This window comes from Acidobacteriota bacterium, from assembly GCA_039030395.1.
GTDB lineage: Bacteria > Acidobacteriota > Thermoanaerobaculia > Multivoradales > JBCCEF01 > JBCCEF01.
The window spans coordinates 247,789-274,075 of record JBCCEF010000001.1 but is presented as its reverse complement, the minus strand read 5'-3'; the positions used below and the strand labels follow the sequence as shown (position 1 = coordinate 274,075).

Annotated in this window: 19 protein-coding genes; 15 read left to right on the top strand and 4 right to left on the bottom strand. The window is 63.0% G+C overall.

Going from position 1 to position 26,287, the window contains the following annotated elements; all coding sequences use genetic code 11:
- Positions 1-7: 7 nt before the first annotated feature.
- Both AAF481_01045 and AAF481_01040 read right to left on the bottom strand, forming a co-directional pair.
- On the bottom strand, positions 8-859 hold the full coding sequence (locus AAF481_01045; protein ID MEM7479732.1) for a helix-turn-helix transcriptional regulator: 852 nt from the start codon (positions 857-859) through the stop codon (positions 8-10).
- A 31-nt stretch (positions 860-890) separates the two neighbouring features.
- On the bottom strand, positions 891-1,679 hold the full coding sequence (locus tag AAF481_01040) for a MerR family transcriptional regulator (GenBank protein ID MEM7479731.1): 789 nt from the start codon (positions 1,677-1,679) through the stop codon (positions 891-893).
- A gap of 245 nt (positions 1,680-1,924) precedes the next feature.
- Between AAF481_01040 and AAF481_01035 the strand changes: the two genes are divergently transcribed.
- Positions 1,925-4,471, top strand: a complete 2,547-nt coding sequence (locus AAF481_01035) for an Ig domain-containing protein (protein MEM7479730.1) — start codon at positions 1,925-1,927, stop codon at positions 4,469-4,471.
- 242 nt (positions 4,472-4,713) lie between these two features.
- Here the strand turns inward: AAF481_01035 and AAF481_01030 are convergent, their stop codons facing one another.
- Positions 4,714-5,241: a hypothetical protein gene (locus AAF481_01030; protein ID MEM7479729.1), complete on the bottom strand. Its 528-nt coding sequence runs from the start codon at positions 5,239-5,241 to the stop codon at positions 4,714-4,716.
- Between the two features lie 277 nt (positions 5,242-5,518).
- Between AAF481_01030 and AAF481_01025 the strand changes: the two genes are divergently transcribed.
- The 14 genes from AAF481_01025 (at position 5,519) to AAF481_00960 (ending at position 24,732) form a co-directional block, all read left to right on the top strand.
- Entirely contained in the window at positions 5,519-8,740 is a 3,222-nt protein-coding gene (locus AAF481_01025; protein ID MEM7479728.1) for a hypothetical protein, read from the top strand.
- 651 nt (positions 8,741-9,391) lie between these two features.
- The gene (pcnB, locus tag AAF481_01020) at positions 9,392-10,699 is read left to right on the top strand and encodes a polynucleotide adenylyltransferase PcnB (protein MEM7479727.1); all 1,308 of its coding nucleotides are present in this window, start codon (positions 9,392-9,394) and stop codon (positions 10,697-10,699) included.
- A 100-nt stretch (positions 10,700-10,799) separates the two neighbouring features.
- Positions 10,800-11,477 (top strand): succinate dehydrogenase cytochrome b subunit, encoded by a 678-nt coding sequence (locus tag AAF481_01015; protein MEM7479726.1) that lies wholly within the window; start codon positions 10,800-10,802, stop codon positions 11,475-11,477.
- 13 nt (positions 11,478-11,490) lie between these two features.
- Positions 11,491-13,404: a fumarate reductase/succinate dehydrogenase flavoprotein subunit gene (locus tag AAF481_01010; protein MEM7479725.1), complete on the top strand. Its 1,914-nt coding sequence runs from the start codon at positions 11,491-11,493 to the stop codon at positions 13,402-13,404.
- Positions 13,404-14,162, top strand: coding sequence for a succinate dehydrogenase/fumarate reductase iron-sulfur subunit (locus tag AAF481_01005; GenBank protein ID MEM7479724.1), 759 nt, complete (start codon positions 13,404-13,406; stop codon positions 14,160-14,162). The genes AAF481_01010 and AAF481_01005 overlap by 1 nt, the downstream gene beginning before the upstream one ends.
- Before the next feature lie 507 nt (positions 14,163-14,669).
- The gene (locus tag AAF481_01000; protein ID MEM7479723.1) at positions 14,670-15,035 is read left to right on the top strand and encodes a response regulator; all 366 of its coding nucleotides are present in this window, start codon (positions 14,670-14,672) and stop codon (positions 15,033-15,035) included.
- A complete protein-coding gene (locus AAF481_00995) occupies positions 15,032-15,532 on the top strand; it encodes a chemotaxis protein CheW (protein MEM7479722.1) in 501 nt (166 codons plus the stop codon). Before AAF481_01000 ends, AAF481_00995 begins: the two co-directional genes overlap by 4 nt.
- Positions 15,525-17,396, top strand: a complete 1,872-nt coding sequence (locus AAF481_00990) for a methyl-accepting chemotaxis protein (protein ID MEM7479721.1) — start codon at positions 15,525-15,527, stop codon at positions 17,394-17,396. Before AAF481_00995 ends, AAF481_00990 begins: the two co-directional genes overlap by 8 nt.
- 42 nt (positions 17,397-17,438) lie before the next feature.
- Positions 17,439-20,324: an Hpt domain-containing protein gene (locus AAF481_00985; GenBank protein MEM7479720.1), complete on the top strand. Its 2,886-nt coding sequence runs from the start codon at positions 17,439-17,441 to the stop codon at positions 20,322-20,324.
- A 10-nt stretch (positions 20,325-20,334) separates the two neighbouring features.
- Positions 20,335-21,099 carry a DUF4388 domain-containing protein gene (locus AAF481_00980; protein ID MEM7479719.1) on the top strand — a complete coding sequence of 255 codons (765 nt, stop codon included), beginning with the start codon at positions 20,335-20,337 and terminating at the stop codon, positions 21,097-21,099.
- Between the two features lie 18 nt (positions 21,100-21,117).
- Positions 21,118-21,984: a response regulator gene (locus tag AAF481_00975; GenBank protein ID MEM7479718.1), complete on the top strand. Its 867-nt coding sequence runs from the start codon at positions 21,118-21,120 to the stop codon at positions 21,982-21,984.
- 22 nt (positions 21,985-22,006) lie between these two features.
- A complete protein-coding gene (locus tag AAF481_00970) occupies positions 22,007-23,254 on the top strand; it encodes an ammonium transporter (protein MEM7479717.1) in 1,248 nt (415 codons plus the stop codon).
- On the top strand, positions 23,254-23,958 hold the full coding sequence (locus tag AAF481_00965) for a hypothetical protein (protein MEM7479716.1): 705 nt from the start codon (positions 23,254-23,256) through the stop codon (positions 23,956-23,958). Before AAF481_00970 ends, AAF481_00965 begins: the two co-directional genes overlap by 1 nt.
- Before the next feature lie 111 nt (positions 23,959-24,069).
- Positions 24,070-24,732, top strand: coding sequence for a TorF family putative porin (locus AAF481_00960; protein MEM7479715.1), 663 nt, complete (start codon positions 24,070-24,072; stop codon positions 24,730-24,732).
- A gap of 138 nt (positions 24,733-24,870) precedes the next feature.
- On the opposite strand, the gene AAF481_00955 is transcribed toward AAF481_00960, so the two are convergent.
- Entirely contained in the window at positions 24,871-26,124 is a 1,254-nt protein-coding gene (locus tag AAF481_00955) for a hypothetical protein (GenBank protein MEM7479714.1), read from the bottom strand.
- Positions 26,125-26,287: the final 163 nt, after the last annotated feature.

Sequence of the window (26,287 nt, the reverse complement as noted above, 5' to 3'; positions counted from 1 at the left end):
CTTGTTGCTAGATGCTGAGAAGGCTTGGTGCCGATTGACTCACGCAATCCTCGCGAAGATGACCGACTAGCGAAGTTCGCCGGGCAACAAAGGAGGTGGGTGAGTACCCAGAGAACTCTCGGAATTCTCGGACCATGTGTGCCTGATCGGAGTATCCGCAGTCGAACGCGAGATCGGCCCATCTGAGCGTTGAATTCTGCTCTTCGATTTGTCGAAGAGCGTGTCGAAACCTCTGAATGCGGCAGAATAGTTTGGGTGCGATTCCGATTTCGCGACGAAAGAGGGTTACCAGGTGAGTGGAGCTATAGCCCGTGGAGCGGGCTACCTCGGTCACGGTAGGCCCATCGGGTTGTTGGCGGAAAGCCGCCGTTGCCATCGCGACCGCTGGGTGACTTTTCGGCGGCCCGGCGTCGAGGCACTGGAGGAGAAAGTCTTCGAGGATATTGAAGCGATCCATCGGCTCCGTCAGCGGCAGCAGCCGCGAGCGCAGGAGGCGGATGATCTTCGCACCAAACACGTCCTCGGGAACCACGAAGGTGTCTCGCAGGTGCAGGGCAGGCGTTCGCGACAAGGCGTAGGCGCCTCCAGGTCGGAAGTGAATGCCGACCGCGTCGGCGCGAACATCGGTGGCGATGCTGAAGAACCCCGCATGGGGTCCGATGACCATCGTCCAGTCCGGCAGGTCGGAATCGTCGCGGAGGTCAATGACGAGCTCGGTCGCCGTTGTCGGCAAGATTCTCTCCCGGCTGTGTGATTGGTGCGGTCCGCATCGCAAGTGCCAGAAGTGGTCCACGTGGGATCGAAGTGCGGGGCAAGGAGTGTGAAGCACAAGGGGGTGATTCCGGTGGGCGCTGGACATGGATGTCTCCGATTCCGTTGGTGTAGGCTTCTCAAGAACTAGCGCCGGCTTTCGACCGCGAGGTCTCAAATCGAGCCGAATTGGCTCGAATCGCCGCGGCCAAGAAGGCCGCCAGACCCTCTGCATGTTCCTCGAAACTCGCGGCGAAACGCAAATCAGTTTCGTACAAATGCGCCAATCCGGAATGGATTGAGTGCGTACACGAGTAGTACCAATGATCCATGTGGTAGCGATGCCTCTCTGCTAGGTCCATCGCCGCTGAATCGTCCGGTGCCGCTCCGGACTGCATGAGCTTGACCATCCGCTCCAGGATGTCGTCGTTCTCGGCACGGATCTTCGCCCAGTCTTGTTTGTCATATCCGCGCACCCGCCGCTGGGATTCTCGGTAGGCGCTGGAGTTGCCCCACCGCTTCTTCACTTCCTCGGCGTACCGAGAGGGGTCGAACCCCCCAAACAGATCCTCTGCATGTACCGCGGCCTCGGTCCTCAGCGCCTCGAGCGCGAGATCGACGGACCGGATCATCCCTTCTGTACGCCGGAGACGCTGGAAGAGTTGCTCTCGGTGCGCCTGGAGAGAGACCGCTCGCTCGTAGCTCGGATCCTCCAAGCTCCGCTGGATCTGGTCCAGCGACATGCCGAATTCCCGGCAGATGAGAATCTCTTGGAGGCGCAGCAAGTTGTCGTCGTCGTACTGCCGATAGCCGGCGTCGGTACGAGTGACCGGGATCAGTAGACCGATGGAGTCGTAGTGATGCAGGGTGCGGACCGAGACTCCGGCGATTTCGGCGACCTCTTGGACTCTGTGGAGTTTCTTGTTCATGGGGTCATGCTAGGGCCTTACGTAACGTCAGGGTCAAGGCTGGGGGGATCGAAGGCGTTCGCAATAGCTGGTCTGCGGCTGCCATGACTCGTCGAAACCAAGGCACGAAGGCTGCCGGGGCGTGCTCCCAATTTTGGGTTTTCTTCAAGATCAGGCTCCTCCCTTGGTGCATCCTCCAAGGCGCGCGGCTGCCCGGGCGAGGGTCGTACCGCGCAGACATGTCAGGCTGCGGAGAGGAGCACGTGATGACTCGATGGTCGTTGGTTTCGTTTGCATTGGCGCTTTTCCTACTGGCGCTGGGGGTCTCCCCTTCGGCCTCCATGCTAAGCGCGGACAACCGGCCGGCGTCACAGGACCGTTTCGCCGAAAGTGCATCCGGCGAGTCCTCGACGGAGGAAAAGGGGCCGTCCGCTCAAACCCTCCAGATTGCGAATCTCGCGCTACCCGAGGCGCAGGCCTATGAGCACTATGCGACGGAACTCCATGCGGTCGGCGGCTCGCCGCCCTATCTGTGGAGCCTCCAGGGCGCGCTGCCGCCGGGGACGGCCTTCGTCCCGACCTACGGTCGTATCCGCGGGACCCCCAGGCAGTCCGGCTCCTGGCGGCTGTTCGTTTCCGTTGTCGATGCCGCCGGCGCGCAGGCGGGTCGGTTTCTGGACTTCGTCGTCGCAGAGGGTCGGCTTCGCATCGATGAGGAGATGTTGCCGACCGGACGGGTGGGACAGTTCTACAGTGTGTATCTGACCGGCCTCGGCGGTCAGGGTTCCTATCGCTGGCAGGCCACGGGCGACCTTCCGGCCGGCCTTCGTCTCTACCCGAATACGGGGCGTATTCGGGGCACGCCCGTGTCGGCCGGGTTCTCAGATTTCACCGTGACGGTGACGGACGCCTCGGGCGGCGGCAACTCGGTGACCAAGGACCTGACGCTTTTCGTGGCGGATGACTTGATCCAGGTGTCCGACGCGGGGTCGTTGCAGTCGGCGTTGGGATCGGTCGAAGACGGCCAGATGATCGAGCTGGAAGCCGGCATCTATCCGGCGCCGCCGGGTGGCTTCTCACACCAGAACCGGCATCGCGAGTTCGCCATTCGCGCCGCACCGGGTGCGAGCGTTCGGCTGGACGGCGGGGGCGACACCCCGATCTTCAAGCTGCGGAACACCGACGGCGACACCCGTGGACGCGTCCTATTCCAGGGCCTGAGTTTCGAGAATGGCGGCGGAGCGGAAAACACCATCGGAACGGGCGTCACGGTCAGAGATGCCAGTGCGATCTTCGAGGACTGCCTCTTCCGAGAGAATCACGGCGACCCTCAGGTGGCGAACTTTCGTGTCGGCGGGCTCAAGCTCAGCGGCGGCACCCGCGTGTCGGTGATTCGATCCCGTTTCGAAAACAATTCGGCCGTGGGACCCGGTGGCGCGATCAAGATCAACCAAACCGGCGAAGGCGGAGCCGAAGTGAGAGTCATCGACTCCGAGTTCTTCGCCAATCGAGCGACACTGCGCGCAACGGGGGCGGGCGAGAGTTCGAACGGTGGCGCGATCTACCTGGAAGGTGGGCTCCTCGTGGTACGTGACTCCTATTTCGAGGACAATCACTGCGAGTTCGTGGGCGGCGCGATCATGGCTCGCGGGATCTATGACGACGAGGACTACACCGAGCCGGTCGCCACTGTGAGGGTCTCCAATTCCTCCTTCTATGGCAACGGCTGTACAACGAACGGCGTGGTATCCGGTACGCCGTCTTCGGCCATCCATGGGGAAGGTGACGTGCTGCTGGTGATCGACGACTCCCTGTTCGTGGAGAATCGATCCGAGGGTACGGGGGCCGTCAGCGGCTACCGTTCGACCGGTGTGATCCAGCGCAGCGAGTTCCTGGGCAACGGCAACCTTCCCGGCTTTAGCCATACGGTGGGGACGATCCACTTCGGAGGCAACGACGCCAACAACGCGTCGACGGGATTTGGCGAGTTCAACCGTCCCTCGGCCCATTTGACGGTACGTGACTCCTATTTCGTGGGTCGCTATGGCGACACTGACGTGGTGTCGGGCTCGGCCGGAGCCATTCATGTCAGCGGAGACAAGCAGAGAGAGTTTTTGGGCCATACCGTGCCGGTCGATCCCGGCCCCGAGGAGTACTGGAACTATGGCACCGCGGTGCTGGAGAACGTGATCATCGAAGACGTGGATGTTCGCCAACTCAACCCCGAGGCCGCGTCGGCAGCGGGAGTGCGGTTCTCGCTGGCTTTGGCGACCCTGGATGGCGTAGAGATCCGAGATTGCGACGTGCTGGAATCAGGCACCGGCCAGGCCGGCAGAGGCGGGGGCATGGTGGCCTGGATCCTGTCCGAGGTCTCGGTCAGAGATTCGGTCATCGAGCGGTGCAGCGCCATATCGAGCGGCGGCGGCCTGTACTCTTTCGGCAGCACCCTGGTCTTCGAGGACAGCGAAATCGTGGACAACTTCTTGGTCGATGCCGACGGCAGTGGCACCCAGATCTACCACCGGCCCGACCGGTCCCCGCTGAGACTTTCCGACGCTCAGGGTGTGTTCCGCGACAACCTCATCCGAGGTCCTGGCCGAGTGATCGCGGAAGGCGACTACTCGGACGGACCGATCAACCACGTGCGCTACGACGGCAATCAGATCGAATCCACAGACGCCTCCACATGGATCTACTGGAATGACCTTCTGATCGATGGCCTCGACGTCGATGGGCTCAACAGCGTGACGATCCTGCGCGACCCGGGTGTCGATACGACAGAGAAGTCCCAAGTGGACAACTCCTCGGACTGACGATCGGAAGCGCAGTCCCGGGGAGCTACGTCACGCCTGCCCGCCCGTCGAACGGATACCAAGGCGCCTCGCTCGGCGCGCGCTCGCACTTCGCAGAGAACTGACCGACGACCCGCCAAGGGTGGGTTGCCTCCGGCGGAGGCAATACGTTGTAAGGGGTTAGGATCCCAGCGCGTGCGGGATCCGTCTTCCTGGGCGTGAAGCGATGCCGATCCGTTGGCTCCCTTGGGTTTCTATCGGTTTCACGCCGCAGCGGCTGTGTCGACCAGGTGCTGCCGCGCCATCCAGCTCGGAAGTACGAGGAGCAGGAGATAGGCAAGCCAGATCGCTGCAAACCGATAGAAACCCAGGCCGGAACCCATGGCCACGGACACCACAGCGTAGTCCAAAGCGATATTGGTGACACACACCACGATTCCGATCTGGAGGGCGTCGCGCCGGGGGCGTCGCGAGGTCCCGATCTGGCGGTGTGAGTACCACCAGATCAGCGGAATCCAGATGCCGATCGCCAGGATGCTGATGAGCGGGTTGGCCGACACCCAGGGAATCTCCCCAACGTTCCTGAGAGCCGGGATTGCGAAGACGATTGCGCCGGCAAAGAAACCGACTGCCCAGATGAACATTGCGAATCCGAAGCGAAAGATGAACGTCTTCACGTCTTTTGTACCTCGCGGATGAGTTGGCAAAGTGCTACGGCGGCCGCAGCGTACCACGACGAATTTCAAGCGAACAGCCGTTGTCATGGCAGGGTTCAGTTGCGTTTTTTTCAATACTTTTCCGCTGCATTTTTATAGGGGACGGAAGCTCGTTCTGCTCGACCGGGAGTTGTGTTTTTTTCAATACCCGTTTAGCGCCGGGCCTTAGGTTTCGCTCTGCTGTAGGCGGAAATCCAATGCATCGATTGGGAGAGAACTGAGAATGCAAAAGGTACCCTTGAAGGCTAGATTCACCCCCACGTTTCACCACGCTCGTCTCTTCCTTGAGAGCCTTCGCTCCCGGCGGCCCGGCTCATGCTCAATCGGTCGAGGCCGGCGGACCGGGTTTCGGTTGCTGTTGTTGGCGGCGTTTCTTTTCGGCATCAGCCAGAGCGCGTCGGCGGCGGTGTTCACCGTCGACAGCACCGGCGACGCGGGAGACGCCGTCATCGATGGGGTCTGCGCCACCGCGGGCGGAGAGTGCACTCTTCGAGCGGCGATTCGCGAGGCGAATCAGACCGTCGCTGCTGACACGATCCTGTTCGCGATTCCAGGAGCAGGACCCCACAACATCAGCCCGGGATCGCTGCTCCCTTCCATCGGTGAGGCACTCACGATCGATGGCTACTCCCAGGCGGGCGCGAGCGCCAATACCAATGCACCGGATGCTGGCGGCTCGAACGCAGTGATTCAGGTCGTGATTGACGGTAGCGCCGTCGGAGCGGACGGACTTCGCGTCGCCGGTCCCGGGCCTGCCTTGATTCGTGGCCTCGCCATCCATAGCTTCGGTGGTATCGGAATTCGGGTTCTCAGTGGAGTCACCGGATGCGTGATCGAGGGAAACTTCATTGGAATCGACGCCGGAGGTCTGGCTGATCTCGGAAACGGCGGCGACGGGGTGCGTTTCGAAAACGCAACGGGCAGGATTGGAGGTTTCTTTCCCGCAACTCGCAATGTCGTTGCCGGAAACGGGGGCAATGGCATCCGGCTGCGAGGAGCCGGAACCTTTGGGGTCTTCATCTCAGGGAATCTCATTGGAGTCAACGCCGCCGGAGATGCCACTTTGGCAAACGACGCCAACGGCATCTTGATCCAGCAAGGAGCGGACGCCACCCTAATTGGTGGCGCCGACTCCGATGGACGCAATGTGGTCTCCGGCAACATCCAAGGTGGAATCCGCCTTTCAGGGGTCAACGCAACCGCAATTGCAAGCAACTATGTGGGGACGGATGTGACCGGCTCCGTTGACCTGGGCAACGGCGGGCGAGGGATCTTCATATCTGGGGCCACGACCAGTACGGCAGTGGGCCGCAACCTCGTCTCGGGCAACGCCGGCACCGGGGTGGAAATCGCCGGAGCCGGAACGACGGGCACCGACCTCGAAGGGAATCACATCGGTACGGACGCAGCCGGCGCTTCGGCCCTAGGCAATGACGGCGATGGAGTGGCAATCCTCTCCGGAGCCACGGACACCACGGTGGGTGGTCCGGAACCGGTTGGTACCGCTCCCGACGGCGGCAATGTCATCTCCGGCAACGGAGGCTCGGGAGTCCGAATCGCAGGTGTCGGAAGCGAATCGAACACCGTCCTAGGCAATCATATGGGTGTTGATATCTCCGGAACTGTGCCGCTCGGCAATGCCGGGAGTGGTGTTCTGGTTGCGGCGGGGGCCAGTGACAATGTCATCGGCGGGGTCGACGCGTCCGATGCGAACGTGATCTCAGCCAACGGCGCCAACGGCGTCAACCTTCGCGATGATTCGACGACCGGCAATTCCGTATGGAGAAATCTCATCGGAACCGACGAGTCGGGTACGGCAGATCTGGGCAACGCCGAGAACGGTGTGCTGGTCGAGATCGGGGCTTCGTCGAATGTCATCGGTGGAGTCGATCTCGGCAACGTTGTTTCCGGCAACGACACCAACGGCATCAAGGTCATCAACTCGACGACGACTGCCAATGTGATCCAAGGCAATCTGGTGGGTACCGATGTGACGGGTAGCGTCGATCTCGGAAATACGCAGCACGGAGTCTTCGTCACAGGTTCGCCGGGGAATGAGATCGGCGGGATCTTCCCCGGGTCGGGAAACCAACTGGCCGGCAATGACCTGACTGGAGTTCGGATCGGTGGCGCGGCATCGGTGGGGAATTTGGTTCGCGGCAACCTGATCGGCCTCGACGCCGGCGGCACGGCGGCTCTTCCCAACTCGGTGATCGGGGTCGTGATCGCCAATGCGTCCGGCAGCGTGATCGGCGGTGCCACTTCCGCAGAGCGCAATACCATCTCCGGCAATGGGCGGGACGGGATCTTGATCCTCGGAAACGGGGCGACCGGGAATTTCGTGTTGGGTAACTACATTGGGACCGACACCACCGGTACGACGGCCATCGGAAACACCGAATCGGGCATCAGAGTAGACGGCGGCGTCGACAACATGATCGGTGACGGCACCACCGGCAATCTCATCTCGGGCAACGTTCTCAACGGCGTTCACTTCGAGGGCGTTGGCACCTTGGGCAACTCGCTTCTCGGAAATCTAATCGGCACGGACGCGTCAGGCGCTTCTGGCCTGGGCAACGGGGCGGCGGGGGTGCTGGTCGATGCTGCCGTCTCGACAACCGCCATCGGCGACAGCATTCCCGGTGCTGGAAATGTCATCGCCGGGAACTCGGCGATCGGGATTTCAGTCAACGCGGGAACGGTTGGAACGACCATTCAGGGGAATCGGATCGGCAGCGACGCCAGCGGAGCGATTGAGCTTCCGAACGGTGCCGGGGGAATTCGGCTGGATGGCGCATCCGCTCTTGTTGAAAGCAACTGGATTCTGTTTCATCCGGCAGCGGGAGTCGAACTCGATGCCGGGGCGACCTTCGAAGTAGCTTCCAGCAGCAACTGTGTCGTTCACAACGCCCTTGGTGTGGAAAATCTCGGCGGTGCCGGCACGACCTTCACGGACAACTGGTGGGGCGTATCCGATGGTCCCTCCGGAGTCGGTCCGGGGAATGGAGACTCAGTCAGTGCTGATGTCGTCTTCGATCCGTTCCTCGTCGCGGCGCCCGCCGGGTGTCCGACCAAGTCTGCGGACCTATCCATCGAGAAGACCGATGGCGTTGGGGTGGTGACGGCTGGTCAGGACGTCACATACGTCATCACCGTCATGAATCTCGGTCCCAACGACGTCGTATCGGCGACCGTCGTCGACCCCTTCCCCGCAGAGCTTCAGAATTGCCTGTGGGACAGCACTGCGACCGGCGGCGCGAGTGGCAACGGTTCGGGAGCAGGGGACTTGATGGAAACGTTGAGTCTTCCGGTGGGGTCCGTGGTGGAGTATGTGGCGACCTGTATGGTCGCCGCGGACGCCCAAGGCTTCCTCTCAAACACCGCGTCCATCACTTCGGGGGTCGAAGATCCTTCGGATGCCAACAATTCCTCTACGGACGATGACACCGAGGTCGTTTCCATCCTCGAAATTCCCACGGTCGGCACGCTCGGCTTGATCATTCTTGTGCTCTTGCTTGGCTTCGCCGGCTTCCTGATTGTAGGCCGTGCAACAAGGGGACCGATGGCGTCATAGGCGGCGTATCTCGAAGTGAGTCTCGAGAATCCGGTCGCCGGCGGTACGGTCTCCACGGCAACACTGTTGGCTGATCCTGTAGGTGATTCTCGGGAGGAGATCGCCATGGAGTTTCTGGACTCGTTGTCCACGGAGGAAGGGCAGCGTCGCCTGGGGTGCGACGCTGCCCCCTTTTTTTGCTTTGGACGATTTATGCACGACCGTGCTTTTTCATTGGACACTCATCGGACACACCTGGACACAAGGCTGGACAGTTTCTGGACACAATCCGGTCACATGCGGCGGCAGCCCAAAATCGTCATCGATCCAAAAGCGCCCGTATCGTCGGCGTTTCTCGGAGGGCGGCGAAGGTGGCACGGGAATTGATTTAGAGAGGGACAGTTCAGCGCATGACACCTCGGAGCGTCCGTCGACGCTCACCGCCTCCGAGCGTAGACGGGCGTTCCGAGGTCCCTTTTTCGCCTCTTCCTAGACAGGCCCCCTTGACGGCTGACGGCGCGGAGCAGAGGGTTGAAAACGACTCTGCGGCCCGCCACCGAGCCCTAAGGCGAGGCGGCGTCCAGCCCCCTCACAACGAACAGCGAGCAGGGATGCTGAAAAGATCGGCGAAGCCGTAGTTCAGCGCCCTGGTAGCCCGTATAATGGCGCTCCGTGAGCACCACCGAGCCGCACGTTTGTCCCCGGCCAGACCACCCGATCTCCCGTTCGAATATCTCGAGCAATACGCTCAAGGTTCTGTATCGGCTGAACCGGTCAGGCTATAAAGCCTTCCTGGTGGGGGGAGGGGTGCGCGATCTGATGCTCGGACGCACGCCGAAGGATTTCGACGTGGCGACCGATGCGCGGCCGGACGACGTGCGCCGGCTGTTCCGCAATTCGCGCATTATCGGCCGGCGTTTCCGGTTGGTGCACGTCTTCTTCAAGGGCGAGATCGTCGAAGTCGCCACCTTTCGGCGGCAGCCCGAGGCGGAGGCTCAGGCGAGCGCCGACGACGATTTGCTGATCACCAGCGACAACGCCTACGGAACGCCCCGCCAGGATGCCTTCCGCCGCGACTTCACGGTCAACGCGCTGTTCTACAACATCGACGACTTCTCGGTGATCGACTATGTCGGCGGCCTGGACGATCTGAAGGCCAAGCGCATCACCACCATCGGCGATCCGGACGTGCGTTTTCAAGAGGATCCGGTACGCATGCTGCGGGCCTGTGAATTTGCGGCGCGCCTCGGCTTCGGGATCGATCGCGCCAGCCAGGAAGCGATCTACCGGCAGCGCAGGGAACTCGACAAAGCCTCCAAACCGCGGGTGACGGAGGAGATCCTTCAGCTCCTGCGCTGTGGCCACGCCGGCAATGCCGCTCAGTGGATGCTGGACCTCGGCCTGTTGGAAGAGGTCTTGCCGGAGGTGCGGGCGATGGTTCGGGCACAGCATCCGACGGGTGTCGACTTCGGCCGGATGCTGCCGGTGATCGATGCGATGGCGGCGGAGGGCAACTCGCTTTCGGATATCGGTTTGCTGGCGGCGATCCTGCTGCCGGGGGTGCTCGAAGGCCGGCAGGTGATCGAGCAGCGGCGCGGCCGGGCGATGACCCGGGCGGCGCTGGCAAAGCTGGTGGAGGACCTGGCGGAGCCACTCTTCGAGCGCTTCACCCTATCCCGTGAGCGGCGGCAGCGGGTGATTCGCAGCCTGACCGGCTTTTTGCGTATGTGCGAGCCCGGTTGGTCCGACAATTCCCGGCAGCGCTTCGCTCAACGACCTTACTTCAACGATGCTCGCTTCCTCTTCGCCTTGCTGGTGCGAGCTACCGGCGAGGGCCACGAAGAGCTGGAACGGTGGGACCAGAGCCGCGGCCGGCGGGCGGAAAGGAACGACGACCACGGCGGCTCCGAGGGCCGTTCCGAAGGGCAGCGGCCGCGCCGCCGGCGCCGACGCTACCGCCGGCGGAGGCGGCGGTCGTGATGCGCCGCGACGGTCGATTCCGTATCCTCCCACCAAGGTCTATTATGGAGTGGTGTAGGACGTCTGAATCTACTTTTGCCAGCTTGGAAAAGGACTCTCTATGAACTGGTTTGCCAGCGTATACCGCTCGGCCGTCGGTAAGAAGGCGGCGATGGCGATCTCCGGGATCGTCCTCTTCGGCTTCGTGTTCACCCACATGACCGGCAATTTGAAGGTTTTCCAGGGAGCCGAGAAATTCAACGCCTATGCGGAGTGGCTGCGGGAAATCGGTGCCCCTCTATTGCCCCACAGCGGGATGCTGTGGATTTTGCGCATCGGCCTGCTGGCGGCGGTGGTGATCCACATCGCCAGCGCCATCGCTCTGGTGCGCCTGGCCCGGAAGGCGCGGCCGGAAGGCTACCGGCGGCGCGACGCGGTGCAGATGGACTACGCTGTCCGCACCATGCGCTGGGGCGGGGTGTTGATCGCCCTCTATGTCGTGTACCACCTGATGCACCTGACCTTCGGCAATGTGCATGGGGACTTCATCCCCGGGGACGTTTACCACAACGTGGTGACCGCTTTTCAGAACCCTCTGGTGGCCGGGGTCTACGCCATCGCCAATCTGGCCTTGGGCTTCCACCTCTACCACGGTCTGTGGAGCCTGTTTCAGTCCCTCGGCTGGAATCACCCGCGGTTCAATCCCTGGCGCCGCGCCTTCGCCACCGCCTTCGCGGTGATCGTGACCGTCGGTTTCATCTCGGTGCCGCTGGCGGTGCTCACCGGGCTGGTCTCTTGAGGAGCGCGTGACGATGCAACTGGACGCCAAGATTCCCGCTGGCCCGATGGACGAGAAGTGGCAGAACCACCTGGAGCACCTCAAGCTGGTCAACCCCTCCAACCGCCGTAAGTTCGAGATTCTGGTGGTCGGCTCCGGCCTGGCCGGCGGCTCCGCCGCCGCCACCCTCGGCGAGATGGGCTACCGGGTGAAGTGCTTCTGTTTCCAGGACAGCCCGCGCCGCGCCCACTCGATCGCCGCCCAGGGCGGCATCAACGCCGCCAAGAACTACCGCAACGACGGCGACAGCGTGCACCGCCTGTTCTACGACACGGTCAAGGGCGGTGACTTCCGCTCCCGCGAGGCCAACGTCCACCGGCTGGCGGAGGTCAGCGTCGAAATTATCGATCAGGCGGTGGCTCAGGGAGTACCCTTCGCCCGCGAATACGGTGGATTGCTCGACAATCGCTCCTTCGGCGGCGCCCAGGTGTCGCGCACCTTCTATGCCCGCGGCCAGACCGGCCAGCAGCTCCTGCTGGGCGCCTATCAGGCCCTCTGCCGGCAAATCGAAACCGGCCAGGTGCGGATGTTCCCGCGCACCGAGTTGCTCGATGTGGTGGTCGAGGACAACGTCGCCAAGGGCATCGTGGTGCGCAATCTGGTGACCGGCGAGGTTACCTCTCACGCCGGCCACGCGGTGGTGCTGGCGACCGGCGGCTACAGCAACGTCTACTACCTTTCGACCAACGCCAAGGGCTGCAACGTCACCGCCGCCTGGCGTGCCCACCGGCGTGGCGCTCTGTTTGCCAACCCCTGCTACACGCAGATCCACCCCACCTGCATTCCGCAGTCCGGCGAGTACCAGTCGAAGCTCACCCTGATGAGCGAGTCGCTGCGCAACGACGGGCGGATCTGGGTGCCCGATCAGGCTGAAGACAACCGCCCGCCGGGGCAGATTCCGGACACCGAACGGGACTACTATCTGGAGCGCCGTTACCCGAGCTTCGGCAATCTGGTACCGCGGGACGTCGCCTCGCGCAACGCCAAGTCGATGATCGACGCCGGCAAGGGGGTGGGGGAGCTCGAGAACGGCGTCTATCTGGACTTCGCCGACGCCATCGAGCGCCTCGGACAGCAGGCCATCGCCGACCGCTACGGCAATCTTTTCGAGATGTACCAGCGGATCACCGGCGAGAACCCCTACGAAGTCCCGATGCGCATCTATCCGGCGCCGCACTACACCATGGGCGGCCTGTGGGTGGACTACAACCTGATGACCAACGTCCAGGGCCTGTACTCCATCGGCGAGGCCAATTTCTCCGACCACGGTGCCAACCGCCTGGGAGCGAGCGCCCTGATGCAGGGCTTGGCGGACGGCTACTTCGTGCTGCCGCTCACTATCGGCGACTACCTGGCCGGGCACCTCGGCGAGGAGGTCAGTACCGGCGACGAGGCCTTCCGGCGGACCGAAGACGAGGTGCGCCAGCGGGTCAACGGGTTGCTGGAAGTCGATGGTTCGCGCACGGTGGATTCCTTCCATCGGGAACTGGGCGGCATCATGTGGGACCGTTGCGGCATGTCCCGCACCGGCGACGGGCTGCGCGAAGCGATCGGCCAGGTGCGCGAGCTGCGCGACGCCTTCCATGCCGATGTCAAGGTGCTCGGCACCGGCGACGGCCTCAACCAGTCCTTGGAGAAGGCCGGTCGCTTAGCCGACTTCTTTGAGCTGGCGGAGCTGATGTGCCGCGACGCCCTCGACCGCGAGGAGTCCGCCGGCGGGCACTTCCGGGAAGAGCACCAGACCGAAGAGGGCGAGGCGCTGCGCAACGACGAGGAGTACTCCTACGTCGCCGCCTGGCAATTCGAGGGGGCTGGCCGGGAGCCGACCCTCTGCAAGGAAAACCTGACCTTCGACGTGGTCCACCCGAGCCAAAGGAGCTACAAGTAATGAAGTTGACCCTCAGAATCTGGCGTCAATCGGGCCCGCGGGACAAAGGTCGCCTGGTGGAGTACGAGGTCGACGACATCAGCTCCCACTCGTCCTTCCTGGAAATGCTCGACGTGCTGAACGAGCGCTTGATCGAGCGGGGCGAGGCGCCAGTGGCTTTCGACCACGATTGCCGCGAGGGCATCTGCGGCTCCTGCGGCATGATGATCAACGGCATGGCCCACGGCCCGCAGGCGCTGACTGCCACCTGCCAGCTCCACATGCGCGAATTCCAGGACGGCGACGTCTTGCAGATCGAGCCCTGGCGCTCGGCCGCCTTCCCGGTGGTCAAGGATCTGGTGGTCAACCGGTCGGCCTTCGATCGGGTGATCGAAGCCGGCGGTTACATCTCTGTTTCCACCGGTGCTGCGCCGGAGGCGAACCTTTTCCCGGTGGCCAAGGAGAATGCCGATGCGGCCTTTGATGCCGCTGCCTGCATCGGCTGTGGCGCCTGCGTGGCACAGTGTCCGAACGGCGCCGCGCAGCTCTTCACCTCCGCCAAGGCGGGGCACCTCGGCAGCCTGCCGCAGGGCCAAACGGAGCGCCCGTCGCGGGCGGTTCGGATGGTCGAGGCGATGGAGGACGAGGGTTTCGGCTACTGCTCGAACTACCGCGAGTGCGAGGCAGTGTGCCCGAAGGGCATCAGCGTGGACTGGATCGCCCGCTTGAACCGCGACTTCTTGAAGGCCAAGGCCACCGGGGTCCGGGGAGACCGCTAGGCCGAGTTCCTCGAGGTCCGGTTCAGGCGCACCCGGTCCAGGTTGAACTGGGCGCGGCGATCGCCGTGCCGCATCTCGAGGACCATCTCGAAGGCCTCTGCGGCGCTGGTGAAGTCCCGTGCCAGTGAATCCTGGATCCCTACGTGGCAGCAGCTCTTCAAAGGGATCCTTTCGGTCCTCGCCGGGGGAATCCGCCAGCCCCGATTGTTCGTGTAATGATCCTTCGATGGAATCTTTCGGTTGAGTGACGGGCAGGTCAACTCAAGATCGAAAGTATTCTTCGAATCGAGTTTCTCGATATTTCTGAGCACGCTGCGGCGCGTCAGAGCCTTCCGAATCCAGCGTCAACTGCCTATAGATATGCTAAAGCATGTTGCTCTGGCATGGCCTATAATGCGGGCCTGCTACTCCGGTAGCCTTTGTTTTTTGTCGTTGTTTTTTTGTTGATGCTTGCGATCCGCGCGCCCCGGCGCCAGCCCGGTGGCGCGCATCGGCGGAGGGGAGACCATGGCTAAAGTGGTCGTAGTGGACGATGCGCCGGAAGTTGTCACGCTCGTCCGGACCATGTTGCAGGATGCTGGACACGAAATTGTAGACCTTCCCAACGAACCCGACCTCGAAGTCAGAATTGCTGAGGAACGGCCTGCCGTGCTGCTCCTCGACGTGGTGATGCCGGAGCGCAACGGGTACCAGATCCTCCGTTCATTGCGTCGGCAGGACGCCACGCGCCGGTTGCCGGTGGTTCTGATCAGCTCGAAGAAGGAAGAGAGCGATATCGAGTGGGGAAAGATGCAGGGAGCCGCGGACTACCTGACCAAGCCTTTTACGGCGGAGCAGCTTTCCGAGGCTGTTGCTCGTCAGTGTGAACCATGAACGCTACCCAGGCGGTCGAAGAGAGGGTCTGCTTCGTGCAGGTTGGAGGGCGGGTGGTCGGCTTGCTCGGCCGCGAGTGCCAGGGAGTCGTTCCGTACGATCTCCTGACGCCCGTGCCCCATAGTCCTGAGTGGGTCGCTGGTTTGGCGAATTTTCGCGGCCGCGTTCTCCCGCTCTTGCTTCTTCACGAACATCTCGGCGAGGGTCCGGTGGAGTCACGAGGCCTGGCGATCATCGTGACCAGTGGCTCGTTGGAGGCGGCTCTCGACATCGAAAAGGTCTTGGGATTCGAACTTCTCGATCACGCTGCTCTAGCTCCGCCGAGCACTCTGGAGGAGGGTCGTCAGGAGTTCGCCCGGGCGCGTCTGGAGTCTTTAGCCGCCGGGGCCGAGACGTCGCGGGATCGCAGCGCCATACTGCTTCATGTGGGTCGGATGCTCGGCGCCTTGGGCGTCCATCGTGCGGAGATGTCAGGAGGGATTGCTACCCATGGCTGAGTCCATTGCCAAATCGTCCACTTCACGGCCCGGAACGCTGGAGCGTCTCCGCAAAGCGCTCGCGCCGCAACGAGCCCTGCGAGATCGTGAGGAGCCTCGGCGGGAGCGCTCCTCCCAGGGCGGAGGAGTTCGCCTCAAAGCGAAGATCTTGTTCTTCTTTCTCGGTTGGATCCTGGCCCTTGCGCTGGTGGCCAGTCTGGCGACCGCCTTTGTCCTCCAGCGGCAGTACGAAGGACTCACTGCGGACCGAGGCCGGGTGATCGCCGAATCCTGGGTGGCGCAACTCCGGCAACCTTTGGCCGATGGAGATACGGAAGCGGTTCGCCATTTGGTTGCCGGGGCTGCTGGGGAATCGGGGTTGGCGTACCTGGTGATTGCCGACCGTACCGGCGCTCAGCTGGCCGGTGCCTTCGCCGAAGGAGTCGATCCCGCGGCGGTGCAGGCGGTCACGGCCCGTCCTGGCGCGCCGGTGGAGATCGCCGTCGGTGGCTCAGGGGCGAGTCGCCGAGCGCTCGAGATGGCCCGCCGTGTAGCCGGCGACTCGGCCACGGTACGGGTAGGTTTCGATCTCAGCGAGTCGGCTGAGGAGGCTCAGCGTGCAGCCCTCCAGGTGTTGGGCTGGCTCGCCCTCTTCGGTCTCCTAGGGGCGATCGCCGCCTTCTTCTTTGCGGACCGCGTCACCCGTCCCCTACGGGCGATGGCGGGTGCGGCTTTGCGAGCGAGCCGCGGCGACTATTCGGAACCCGTTCCGGTGACTTCGCGCGATGAGTTCGGCGTCGTCTCCGGTGCCTTCAACCGGCTTCTCGGAGAGCGCCAGGAACTACGTCGGGAGCAGGAAGCGCAAGGCGAAGTGGATCGCGTCGAGCGAGAGAGTTTGCAGGCCAATATCCGTGAGTTCCTGCTCGTTTCGACAGAGATCGCCAAGGGCGACCTGACCCAGCGGGGACGCGTGACGGAGGACGTGCTGGGCAACGTGGTGGACGCGATCAACCTGGTGGTGGAGCAGATCGGCGAGATTCTGATCGGTGTCCGTCGGACCGCAGAGTCCGTCAACGGTGGGGCCGGCCAGATGATCGAGGCGACAGACCGCATGGTGACGGACATCCGGAACCAGGCCGAGGACACGCAGCGAATGAACCGCGAAGTTGCCTTGGTTTCGACCAATGTTCGAGCGGTCGCGCAGAACGCCGAAGGCTCCGAGCAGGCGGCGCGTCAAACCCGAGAAGCCGCCGAGGCGGGGCAGCAGGCGGTGGGGCAGACTCTGGACAGCATGCAGCGAATTCGTTCCGAGGTGCAGGGAATCGCCGGTCGAATCAAGGTTTTGGGCGACCGTTCCCTGGAGATTTCGGAAATCGTCGAGACCATTTCGGACATTTCGTCTCAGACCAACCTGCTGGCTCTGAACGCCGCCATCGAGGCCTCCGGTGCGGGCGCCGAAGGGGCGCGCTTTGCGGTGGTGGCGGACGAGGTGCGCAAACTGGCTGACGATTCGGCCAAGGCGACCAAGCGAATCGCTGAATTGATCGAAACGGTACAGGCGGAAATCCAGGAGACCGTGCGGGCGATGGAGAACGGAACCCGGGAGGTCGAAACCGGATTTCAGGTGACCCAGAAGGCGGGCGAGCGGTTGGAAGAGATCGGCTCCATTGCCGGCGTCTCGGCACAGCTCGCCATCCGCATCTCCTCGGCGACGCAGGAGCAGGTGGCGGGTGTCGAGCAGGTGGCCCAGGGCGTCCGCTCCGTCGCCGAGATCACCAGCCGAACCACCGATTCAGTGCAGGAAGGTCGTGTCATTGCCGAGCAGCTCGAGCGGTTGGCTGAGGAGCTGAGCACCAGCTTGGCGCGCTTCAAGCTGCCCTCCTGATTGCAACCAAGAGATCGCAAAAAAGAGGACGTCGAAGATCGCATGAGCGATAGCCACCTTGGAGACCTGCTGGGGAGTTTCCTGACCGAGAGTCGGAAGCTTCTCGACGAGCTGCAAATCTTGATCGGTGATTTGGGCACCGACCAGGGGAGGGATGCATGGTCGTCTATCGAGGTGTTGACTCATCGCTTGAAGGGCTCGGCGGCTCTGTACGGCTTCGAGCATCTGTCGCGCTTGGCGGGAGAGATGGAGGTGGCCGTTGAACGCGCGCCGGAACAGCCGGAAGAGTCGGAACGAGTTTTGGTGGCACACCTGCCGAGAGTGCGATCGATCGTTCAGAGTCTGGCGGAAAACGGTACCGAGCAGGCAGGGCGGTCTCGGCCGATCGACCCATCGGTGCCCGCTTCTCCACACCGGGCCGAGTCGATGGCGCTGCAGCTCGGGCGCTTCGGTCGCAATCAGGCCGATGTCCTGGACTTCTTCTTGCCGGAGGCGGAAGAACATCTCGAAGGCATTTATCAGGACCTGCGTGAGGCGGCGGCGGAGGAATCTTCCACGGAGGTGATCGATACTCTCTTCCGACGCTGGCATACCTTGAAGGGTGCGGCTTTGACGGTGGGTTGTGCCCCGATCGGGGAGCTTGCCCATGACGCCGAAGATTTGCTGGTGCAGGTGCGAACCGGCGAGGTGCGCTTGTCGGTGCCCGCTCGGCGCGCCCTGGCACGCTGCGCCGACGCCGTGGTGATCATGCTCAAGGTGGTCGGCGGCGGGGGTGGAGCGACCGTCGCTGAAGCGGTGAATGTGGCGCGCCGCGCACTCGCTGCGCTGACGACGAGAGACGACTTGGAAGCCGCCGCGAAGGGCTCCTCAGATGCGGCCTCAGCGCCGACGCCCATCGACGCGTCTGAGCCGATTCAAGAGCAGGACCCTCTGTCGGTTCCCCCCTCGCAGGTAGACGAGCCGGTCGCCGCTCTCGCTCCGCAGCGACCGGCGGCAGAGGGTGTCCAGGAGACACCGTGGAGCCTCGACCTTTCGGACCTTGAACCGGAGGCCGAGTCCTCCAGCCGGCCCATCGAAGCTCGCGCGACGGTGCGAGTCGACATCGGGCAGATCGACGAGATGCTTCGCTCGGTCGGCGACTTGGTGGTCAGTCGACATCGCTTGGACCGCCAGATCGAGTCCCACCGCACCCTCGAGAAACCCTTCGGCGAACTGCGCGATCGGCTGCGGTCGGTCTCCTGGAAGGTGGCCGAAGCGGCCGAGCGGAAGGGCTCCGAGGAACCTCCGATCGTTCGGCGCGCCTTGCCGAGAGTGGCAGGTCAATCCCTCGCGGACATTTTCAGCGAACTGGAACTCGATCGCTATCACGAGCTGGACGTCTTGTCTCGTCGCCTCGATGAGATCGTTTCGGACTTTGGAGAAGTACAGGCCGAAGTCGATCGGTCGCGACAACTGCTCGAACGCGAGAGTACCCAGATCTTGCGCTCGATTCGGTCGCTGCGCACCCACCTCGGGCAGACGCGGATGGTGACCGCAGGCAGTCTATTCGGACGCTTCCGGCGGCGCGTTGAAAGCCTGGCCGAAGAGCTGCACAAGCAGGTCGCTCTCGAGGTGCGAGGCGAAGCGGTGGAGATGGATAGCGCCATCGCCGAGGAGTTGGTGGATCCGGTGATGCACTTGATCCAGAACGCACTGGTTCACGGCTTCGAGTCGACCGAGACTCGCCTTCGCCTCGGTAAGCAGGCGGTCGGCAAGCTCGGCCTCCATGCCTATCCGGAGGGGTCCTCGGTGTTGATCGAGGTCTCCGATGACGGAGCGGGAGTCGATGTTGAGTCGGTGCGAAACCGGGCGTTGGCGCTGTATCCGCATCGCCGGGAGGAGATCGAAGGGGCGGAGGATGATCAGGTGCTGCCGTGGATCTTCGAGGCCGGCCTGAGCACCCATGCGGAAGTTTCCGAGGCTGCCGGGCGCGGTGTGGGGCTCGACGTGGTGCGCGAGAATCTCCGCCGTATCGGTGGCCTGGTCGAAGTGCACAACGAGGTTGGCGGCGGCACCCGGTTCATTCTGCGAGTTCCTCTGACGCTGATTGTTTCCGAGGCACTTCGGGTGCGGGTGGGTTCTCAATTCTTTGCCATCTCGACTTCGGTAGTAGAGCAGACGGTGCAGTTCCCGTCGGATCACATCCACGGTTCCGATGAGGAGAGGACCGTCTTCACCGGCGGCCGAGAATTGCCGGTCCGCCGTGCCTCTACGCTGCTCGATCTACCGTCGGAGGCGACAGCCCGCCTCGAGCAGGGTGTCATCTTGCGTTCGGAGGGACGGTCGTGGTGTTTGATCGTCGATCAACTGCTCGAGATCGAGGAAGTCGTGGCGCGGGGCATCGGCAACTTCCTGCGCGGCCTCGACTATCTCGCCGGCGCCGTGGTGGCGAAGGAGGGGAAAGTCGAGTTGCTGCTCGACCCGGTAGGACTGTGGAATCTCTCTTCGCAGGGTCTTGCCACCTCCGTCAGCCCGGTGGAAGAGGCCGCCGTCCCGTCTGCTCCCCGCATACTTCTGGTGGACGATTCCCTCAGCGTGCGAAAGATCCTAGGCCGACGCCTCAGCCGGATGGGCTTCGATCTCTCCGTGGCCTCGGACGGCATTGAGGCACAGGAAACGCTGCGAGAAGAGAACTTTGATGCGCTGGTGACAGATCTCGAGATGCCGAATCTCAATGGCTATGAGTTGGTCGAATGGGTCCGCCAGCGGCCCGCCTCCAAGCATCTGCCGGTGATCGTCGTCACCACTCGGACCGGTCGAAAGCACAGTGAGCTCGCGGCTCGTCTCGGGGTGACGGACTACCTGCCGAAACCCGTGGACGAAGCCGTGCTGGCGCGAGAACTGCGGCGCTTGACCGGTCGGGATCCCATCGCGAGGGTCGCTTCGTGAGGGAGGTCCGTTGAAGCGAATTGTGCTCATCGAAGCCGATCCAGCGCGAGCCTTTGCCCTTCTCACTACCTGTCGAGAGGTCGCAACGGTCACCGTCGCTCCGGATCTTCTCTATGCATTCACTCTCCTCGAGTGGGATCCACCGGATCTGGTGGTGGTTGGCGTGGCCGTCGATCAAGAAGACGTTCGGGCCTTTGCGAAGATGGTGCGTGAGGATCCGGCCCTCCAGGGGATGCCTTTGGCGATCATCGGAAGCGGTAGCTCTCCTCCGCCGGGAATCGACTTCCGACTGCCCGCCGTGGCGAGCGCTAAGGAGATGGCCGAAGAGTTACGAAAGATTCTGGAAGGGGTCCATCCATCGGGATTGCGGTCGGTTCAGGAGCGGCCGGAGCCGGATCCCCTCGCGACGCGGGAAGACGTTCTCAGTGGCTCTCTCAGAGTACTCAGTCTGGTGGATCTCACCCAGGCCCTCGCGCATGCGCGCAAAACCGGGCGACTGCGTTTGGTGTTCCGAGACGGCACCATGGGCGATCTGATGTTCGATGACGGGCAGGTCGTTCACGGAGTCTTTTCGGGCCGGACCGGAGAGAGGGCTTTTGCTCGGCTGCTCACCGAGAGCGAGCAGGACCGTCGGACGGAGTTTCGCTTCCAGCCGATGCGTCGGCGGGAAGTCTTCCATCAGCCCCGAACGATCAATATGACGGTGCAGCAGCTTCTACTCACCATCGCGGTGGACTGGGATGAGGGCCATTTGCCGGGACAGGAGGCGAAGTAGGTCGTGGAATCCGAAGCGATGAGACTCTTTTTGGTCGACGACAGTATCAGCGTCCGCAAGGCCGTCGAACGCATGCTCACCGGCCGCGGTATTGAAGTGGTGGGTGCCTCGAATGGTCAAGAGGCGATCGACGGCCTCGTCGCGGCGGCGCCGCAAGTGGTGGTCTGTGACCTCGTGATGCCCGAGGTGAACGGCTTTGAGGTCTGCGAGTTCATTCGTCGCTCGCCCGCCTTGGCGGAGGTGCCGGTGGTGTTCATCTCCGGCATCGTCGACGACGAAACTCGCCGGAGGGCGGACGACGTCGGAGCGAATTCGATTCTCAAGAAGCCGTTCACCAACTCCGAGTTGCTTTCCACCATCGAGCGTTTTCTACCGACCGGAGAGCGAGAAAAGGCACCGGAGATCGTCCCGCTCGAAGAGCCCAGTCTGGCGATCGATGGAATCCTTCGATCGCTCGATCGGCTCGGAGGTCTGCGGTTCGGAATGCTGCTGGGCGAAGGCGACGAGATCCTGAGAGAGTTTGGCGCCGAGGAGTCCGAAGGGTTGGCCGGCCGTGCATTGCTGGATCTCTTGGAAGCCACTCGGATGGCGGTGCGGGAAGTGGCCGGTGAGAGAGTCGACAGCCTGATTCTCGAGAGCCCCTCGGGCCTGGTGGTCGCGCGGGCTGTCGATGCGACCCGCTGCCTACTGCTGGTGATGGGGAGCCAGGCAGTGCTCGGCCAAGCGCGAATGCAGACTCGGCAAGTAGCGGCCCGATTGGCTGCGCACTTCGCCGCCGAAGACCTGGGCACCGGTGGCGCGGGCCCGGCGGTCGAAGCTTCTGAAATGAACCAACCTGCGGACGTTGGACACCATCGACCGGCGGGCGTTGACTTGGGGGATTGAGGGAATGGGGCAGGAGAATCTGATGGATGTCGTAGGCGGAATGGAACTGACGATCAACACCGTCTGGTTGATGACGGCGACCACGCTCATCTTCTTCATGCAGTTGGGCTTCGCTTTCCTCGAGGGCGGTTCCGTCCGATCGAAGAACACGGTGAACGTGGTCATGAAGAACTTCGTCGACATGTGTTTCGGCGCGCTTTTCTTCTGGTTTGTAGGCTACGGATTGATGTTCGGTACCAACCCTACCGGTTGGTTCGGTACCGATCACTTTATTCTGTCGTCCGGGGTCGACTGGGACTTTTCCTTGCTCTTATTCCAAATGATGTTCGCGGCGACGGCCGCCACCATCGTCTCCGGCGCGATGGCCGAGCGCATACGATTTTGGCCGTACCTGGTGATCTCCGTGCTGGTGACCATCGGCGTGTACTCGGTTTTTGGAAGCTGGGTTTGGGGCAGCTACTACGGTGAAACCCAGGGCTGGCTTCGAAAGCTCGGGTTCATCGACTTCGCCGGAGCCACGGTCGTTCACTCGATCGGCGGCTGGTGTGCGATGGCGGGAATCTTGGTGCTCGGGCCGCGCCTCGGCCGCTTCGCTCAAGACGGCACGGCGCGAACTATCCCTGGCCACAACCTTCCGCTCGTCGCCGCCGGAGGCTTCATTCTTTGGGTCGGTTGGTTCGGTTTCAACGGCGGCAGTGCCCTGGAAGCCGGTGCCAACCTCGGGCGCATTCTGCTCAACACCCATTTGTCCGGAAGCGCTGGGGTGGTCGGCGCCATTCTGCTGATGGGTCTGCTGCGACGGCCGGTGCTCATGACCACCACCGTCAATGGAGGCCTGGCGGGGTTGGTCGCCAGTACCGGCGGTTGCGCCACCATGAGCGCCCCCTTCGCCGTGCTCACCGGCCTGGTCGCCGGTGCCATCCTGGTGCTCGGTCTCGCCGTCTTCGACGGTTTGGGTCTCGATGACCCCGTGGGAGCCGTCTCTGTCCATGCCTTCAACGGCGTGTGGGGTACCGTGGCGGCTGGATTGTTCGTTTCCGGTGATCTGTTCAACCTGGAACAGGTAACGGTTCAGTTGATCGGTGTGGTGGCTGCTTTCCTTTGGGCGTTCCCAATTTCTTGGGTGATCTTCAGGGGAGTCGATCTGTTGATCCCACTTCGAGCATCGACGATGCACGAGCAGCGGGGACTTGATTTCACCGAGCACTATGAAATGGGATATCCGGAATTCCAGCAGGACATCTTGCACGGTGGTAAGGAGGATGTCTGATGGCCCAACCGGCTCTTGACGACAGCTTTGCGACTCGCCGTCGCCGAGCCCTGTATCTAGCGCTCCAATCGATGCTGCCGGCGGATGCGGCGGCCGGTGGCATCCGGGTCTGGCAGGAAGAGTTTGCGGAGCGCAACCCCTTCGGCATTGCGGACTACGGCCAGCGCCTGGCGGAGCTCTTCGACATCGAAGACCAGCGTCCTGCCCTGATCGCCAGAATCAACGAGTGTTTGCGCCTTGATCCGTCGCAGCTTGGTCCGGACCCCCTGGCCCAGTTGCCGAAGGCATCCTTCGATTTTGGCACTGGGCCGACGGCCCCGGTTGCGGCGCCGGCCGATGCACCGGCCATGAGTGCGGAGTTCGTCGTTCTCAATCACCTGCTGGATGGACTTCTCGATGGCTTTGATCGAGTGCGTCCAGGGGCCGGGGCCGACTTGCGGAAGTTTGTTGCTGCGGGTCCGCGGGGCCTTCGGATGTCGGCCGTGGCGCGCGAAGTCGTGAATGCCTGGTGCGGCAACCCCAAGGGCATGAAGATCCGTTCCGCCGTCACCGTCAGTGAGATGTCGCAACTGATCAATGCGATCTACGTATGGGCTTGTGAAGCCTTTGGACCCAGCGCGGCGGATCGATTGATCGGCGGTGCCGTGCGGCGAACTTCGGAGATTCCCGAAGCTGCTACCTTTCCGCCACGATCCTTGCTTTGAAGTTGTGTCTGTAACGAGAACATGCTGTGGTATGAAATCTGAAGATTTTTGAACCGTGAGATCTGAGGGAGGTGAGCGCTCATCCGCTTCCTCTCCACTAGACAAGGGGAGATGATGAAGAAATTCTTTGGAGGCGCACTCATTGCGCTGATGGTTTGTGTAGCCCTACCGGCCGCCGCTAACGAACTGACCGGCAACGTGGCGCTGACCTCGGACTACGTGTTCCGCGGTATTTCTCAGACCAATGAAGACCCGGCGATTCAGGGCGGTTTCGATTTTTCCGCCGGAAAGTTCTATGCCGGGGTGTGGGGCTCGAATGTCGACTTCGGCACCGCCGCCCACATCGAATTGGACGGCTACTTGGGTGTGCTCTTCGAATACGACAGCGGCTTTTCCTGGGACCTAGGAGCGATCGGCTATTTCTATCCAAGCGAGAGCGAGAGCGACTACGTTGAGGTGTACTTCGGTGCCGGCTACAAGTTCTTCTCGGCGAAATACTGGTATACCGACGACTTCGCCGGGGCCGGCGGCGCTGGCGACTACATCGAGGCCAATCTCGAGTTCGACCTGGGGCACGGCTTCTCCCTCGGGGCGCATGGGGGGCAGTCATCGTTCGACGACGACACGGGCCTTGTCGACTATGTGGACTACGGTCTGTCGGTGGCCAAAGAGATCGAGTCGTGGGAGCTGAGCCTGGCCTACACGGACACGGATATCGACAACGAGCCCCTGGCGGAAGGTCGAGTGGTCTTCACCGTCTCGAAGAGCCTGTAGACGACCCTTCGGCTCGAGGGCACCCTGCGCGCCGCCCGGACTTCTCAGGCCCCTTGTATGAGGTGCTGAGAAGCCGGGCGTTCGCCGTTTGGATGCCGCATGTCGGGGTCTGCTCCCGAGGGAGCCGGACGAGCGAACTCAGGCGTGCGATTCGAGGGCTTCGCGCAGGTGCTCGAAGGCCGGCGCCAGCCGGCCTTGGTGGGTGATCACCGCGCCGGCCAGCTCCGCCGGCAGGGCGAGTTCTTCCAAGGGGCGGCTGTAGTCGCAAGCGAGGAGCGCGGGCATCATCGGCGTCAGCAGGTCGCCGAACCAGCGCGACGAGCTGCGCGGCAACTCCGCCGGCAGGTTGTCCACGGCAAGAACGATCGGCCCCCGGCCCGCCACCCCGTCGAGGGTGTCACCGGTTTCCGGATCGTAGACGTACACCGGGGCGCCGTTGGTCGCGACCCGGGTGGTGACCTCGATGCCGCCTTCCACGTCGCAGGAAAGGTCCGCCAGCATTTGCAGTTTGGGTGGGGCCACGCCGGCCCACAGGGATTCCACGTCCTGGCGGGTCACCAGGCGGTCGTGTCCTTCCTCCCAGTAGATGCCGTTGACCAGCATCGTGAGGTACGGCAGGTAGCGGCTGAAGTCCTTGCGGTCGTCCCGCCGAAAGACCACCTTGTAGATGGCGTGGCGCGAGAGCTTCGGGTCTCCGGCGACGGTGGCGAGGTCCTGCGGCGTGATCGACAGCACCGGCAGCTCGCCGAGGATGTCCTGGGCGCCGAGGGAGACGTTTCCTCCACCGGTGAAGCCCACGACCAACGGATGGTTCGTCGGGTGCACCCCGCTTTCGCGAATCTCCGGCGCGATCTCTTCGCGTAGAAACTGGCGCGCCGACTCGACGGTGTCGTAATCGAGGGCTTTGATCACCCGCTGGAGCGGGCTGTCGATGCCCTGAAGCTTCATGCGTTGGCCGAAGGCCCACAGCGCGTCGAGCATCCCTGCATAGCCGGCGTGGCGGCCGAAGAACACCGCCCGGCGGCCCTCTTCGTCCACGATCGGTTCGTAGTCGAGCATGGTGATGCCGGCATCGAGCGCGTGCCGCAGAAGGGGCATGTTGTAGGGCTGGCCCTTGATGACGTGGAAGAACGCCAGGTACGCCGGACCCGCGCACAGCACGTCCGGGGGCATTTCCTTGACGCCGGCGATCAACCGACAGCCGGAGAGATCTTCGGCCACCCGAGCGCCGGCGGCGCGATATTGATCGTCGGGAAAAATCCGGATGCCCGATGGCTGCACCACAATCGAACAGCCGTACTCCCGCACCAGCCTTTCGACGTGGTCCGGGGTGAGCGGAACCCTCCGCTCCCACTCGTTCTTGTCCTCCCGACGTACTCCAAGATCAGCCATGCGGCGGTGATTCTAGCAGCGCTTCTGAAGAAGCGCTTCGCGCATCTTTCAGCAGCACCCCTGCGCGGGCCGCCCGTCCTCGGCGGCCTTGCCGCTGCCTCGTCGGGGGCGCCCAGCCCTGGCGGGCTCGGTGTCTTGCTCACTCAGGTCTACGCAACACTCA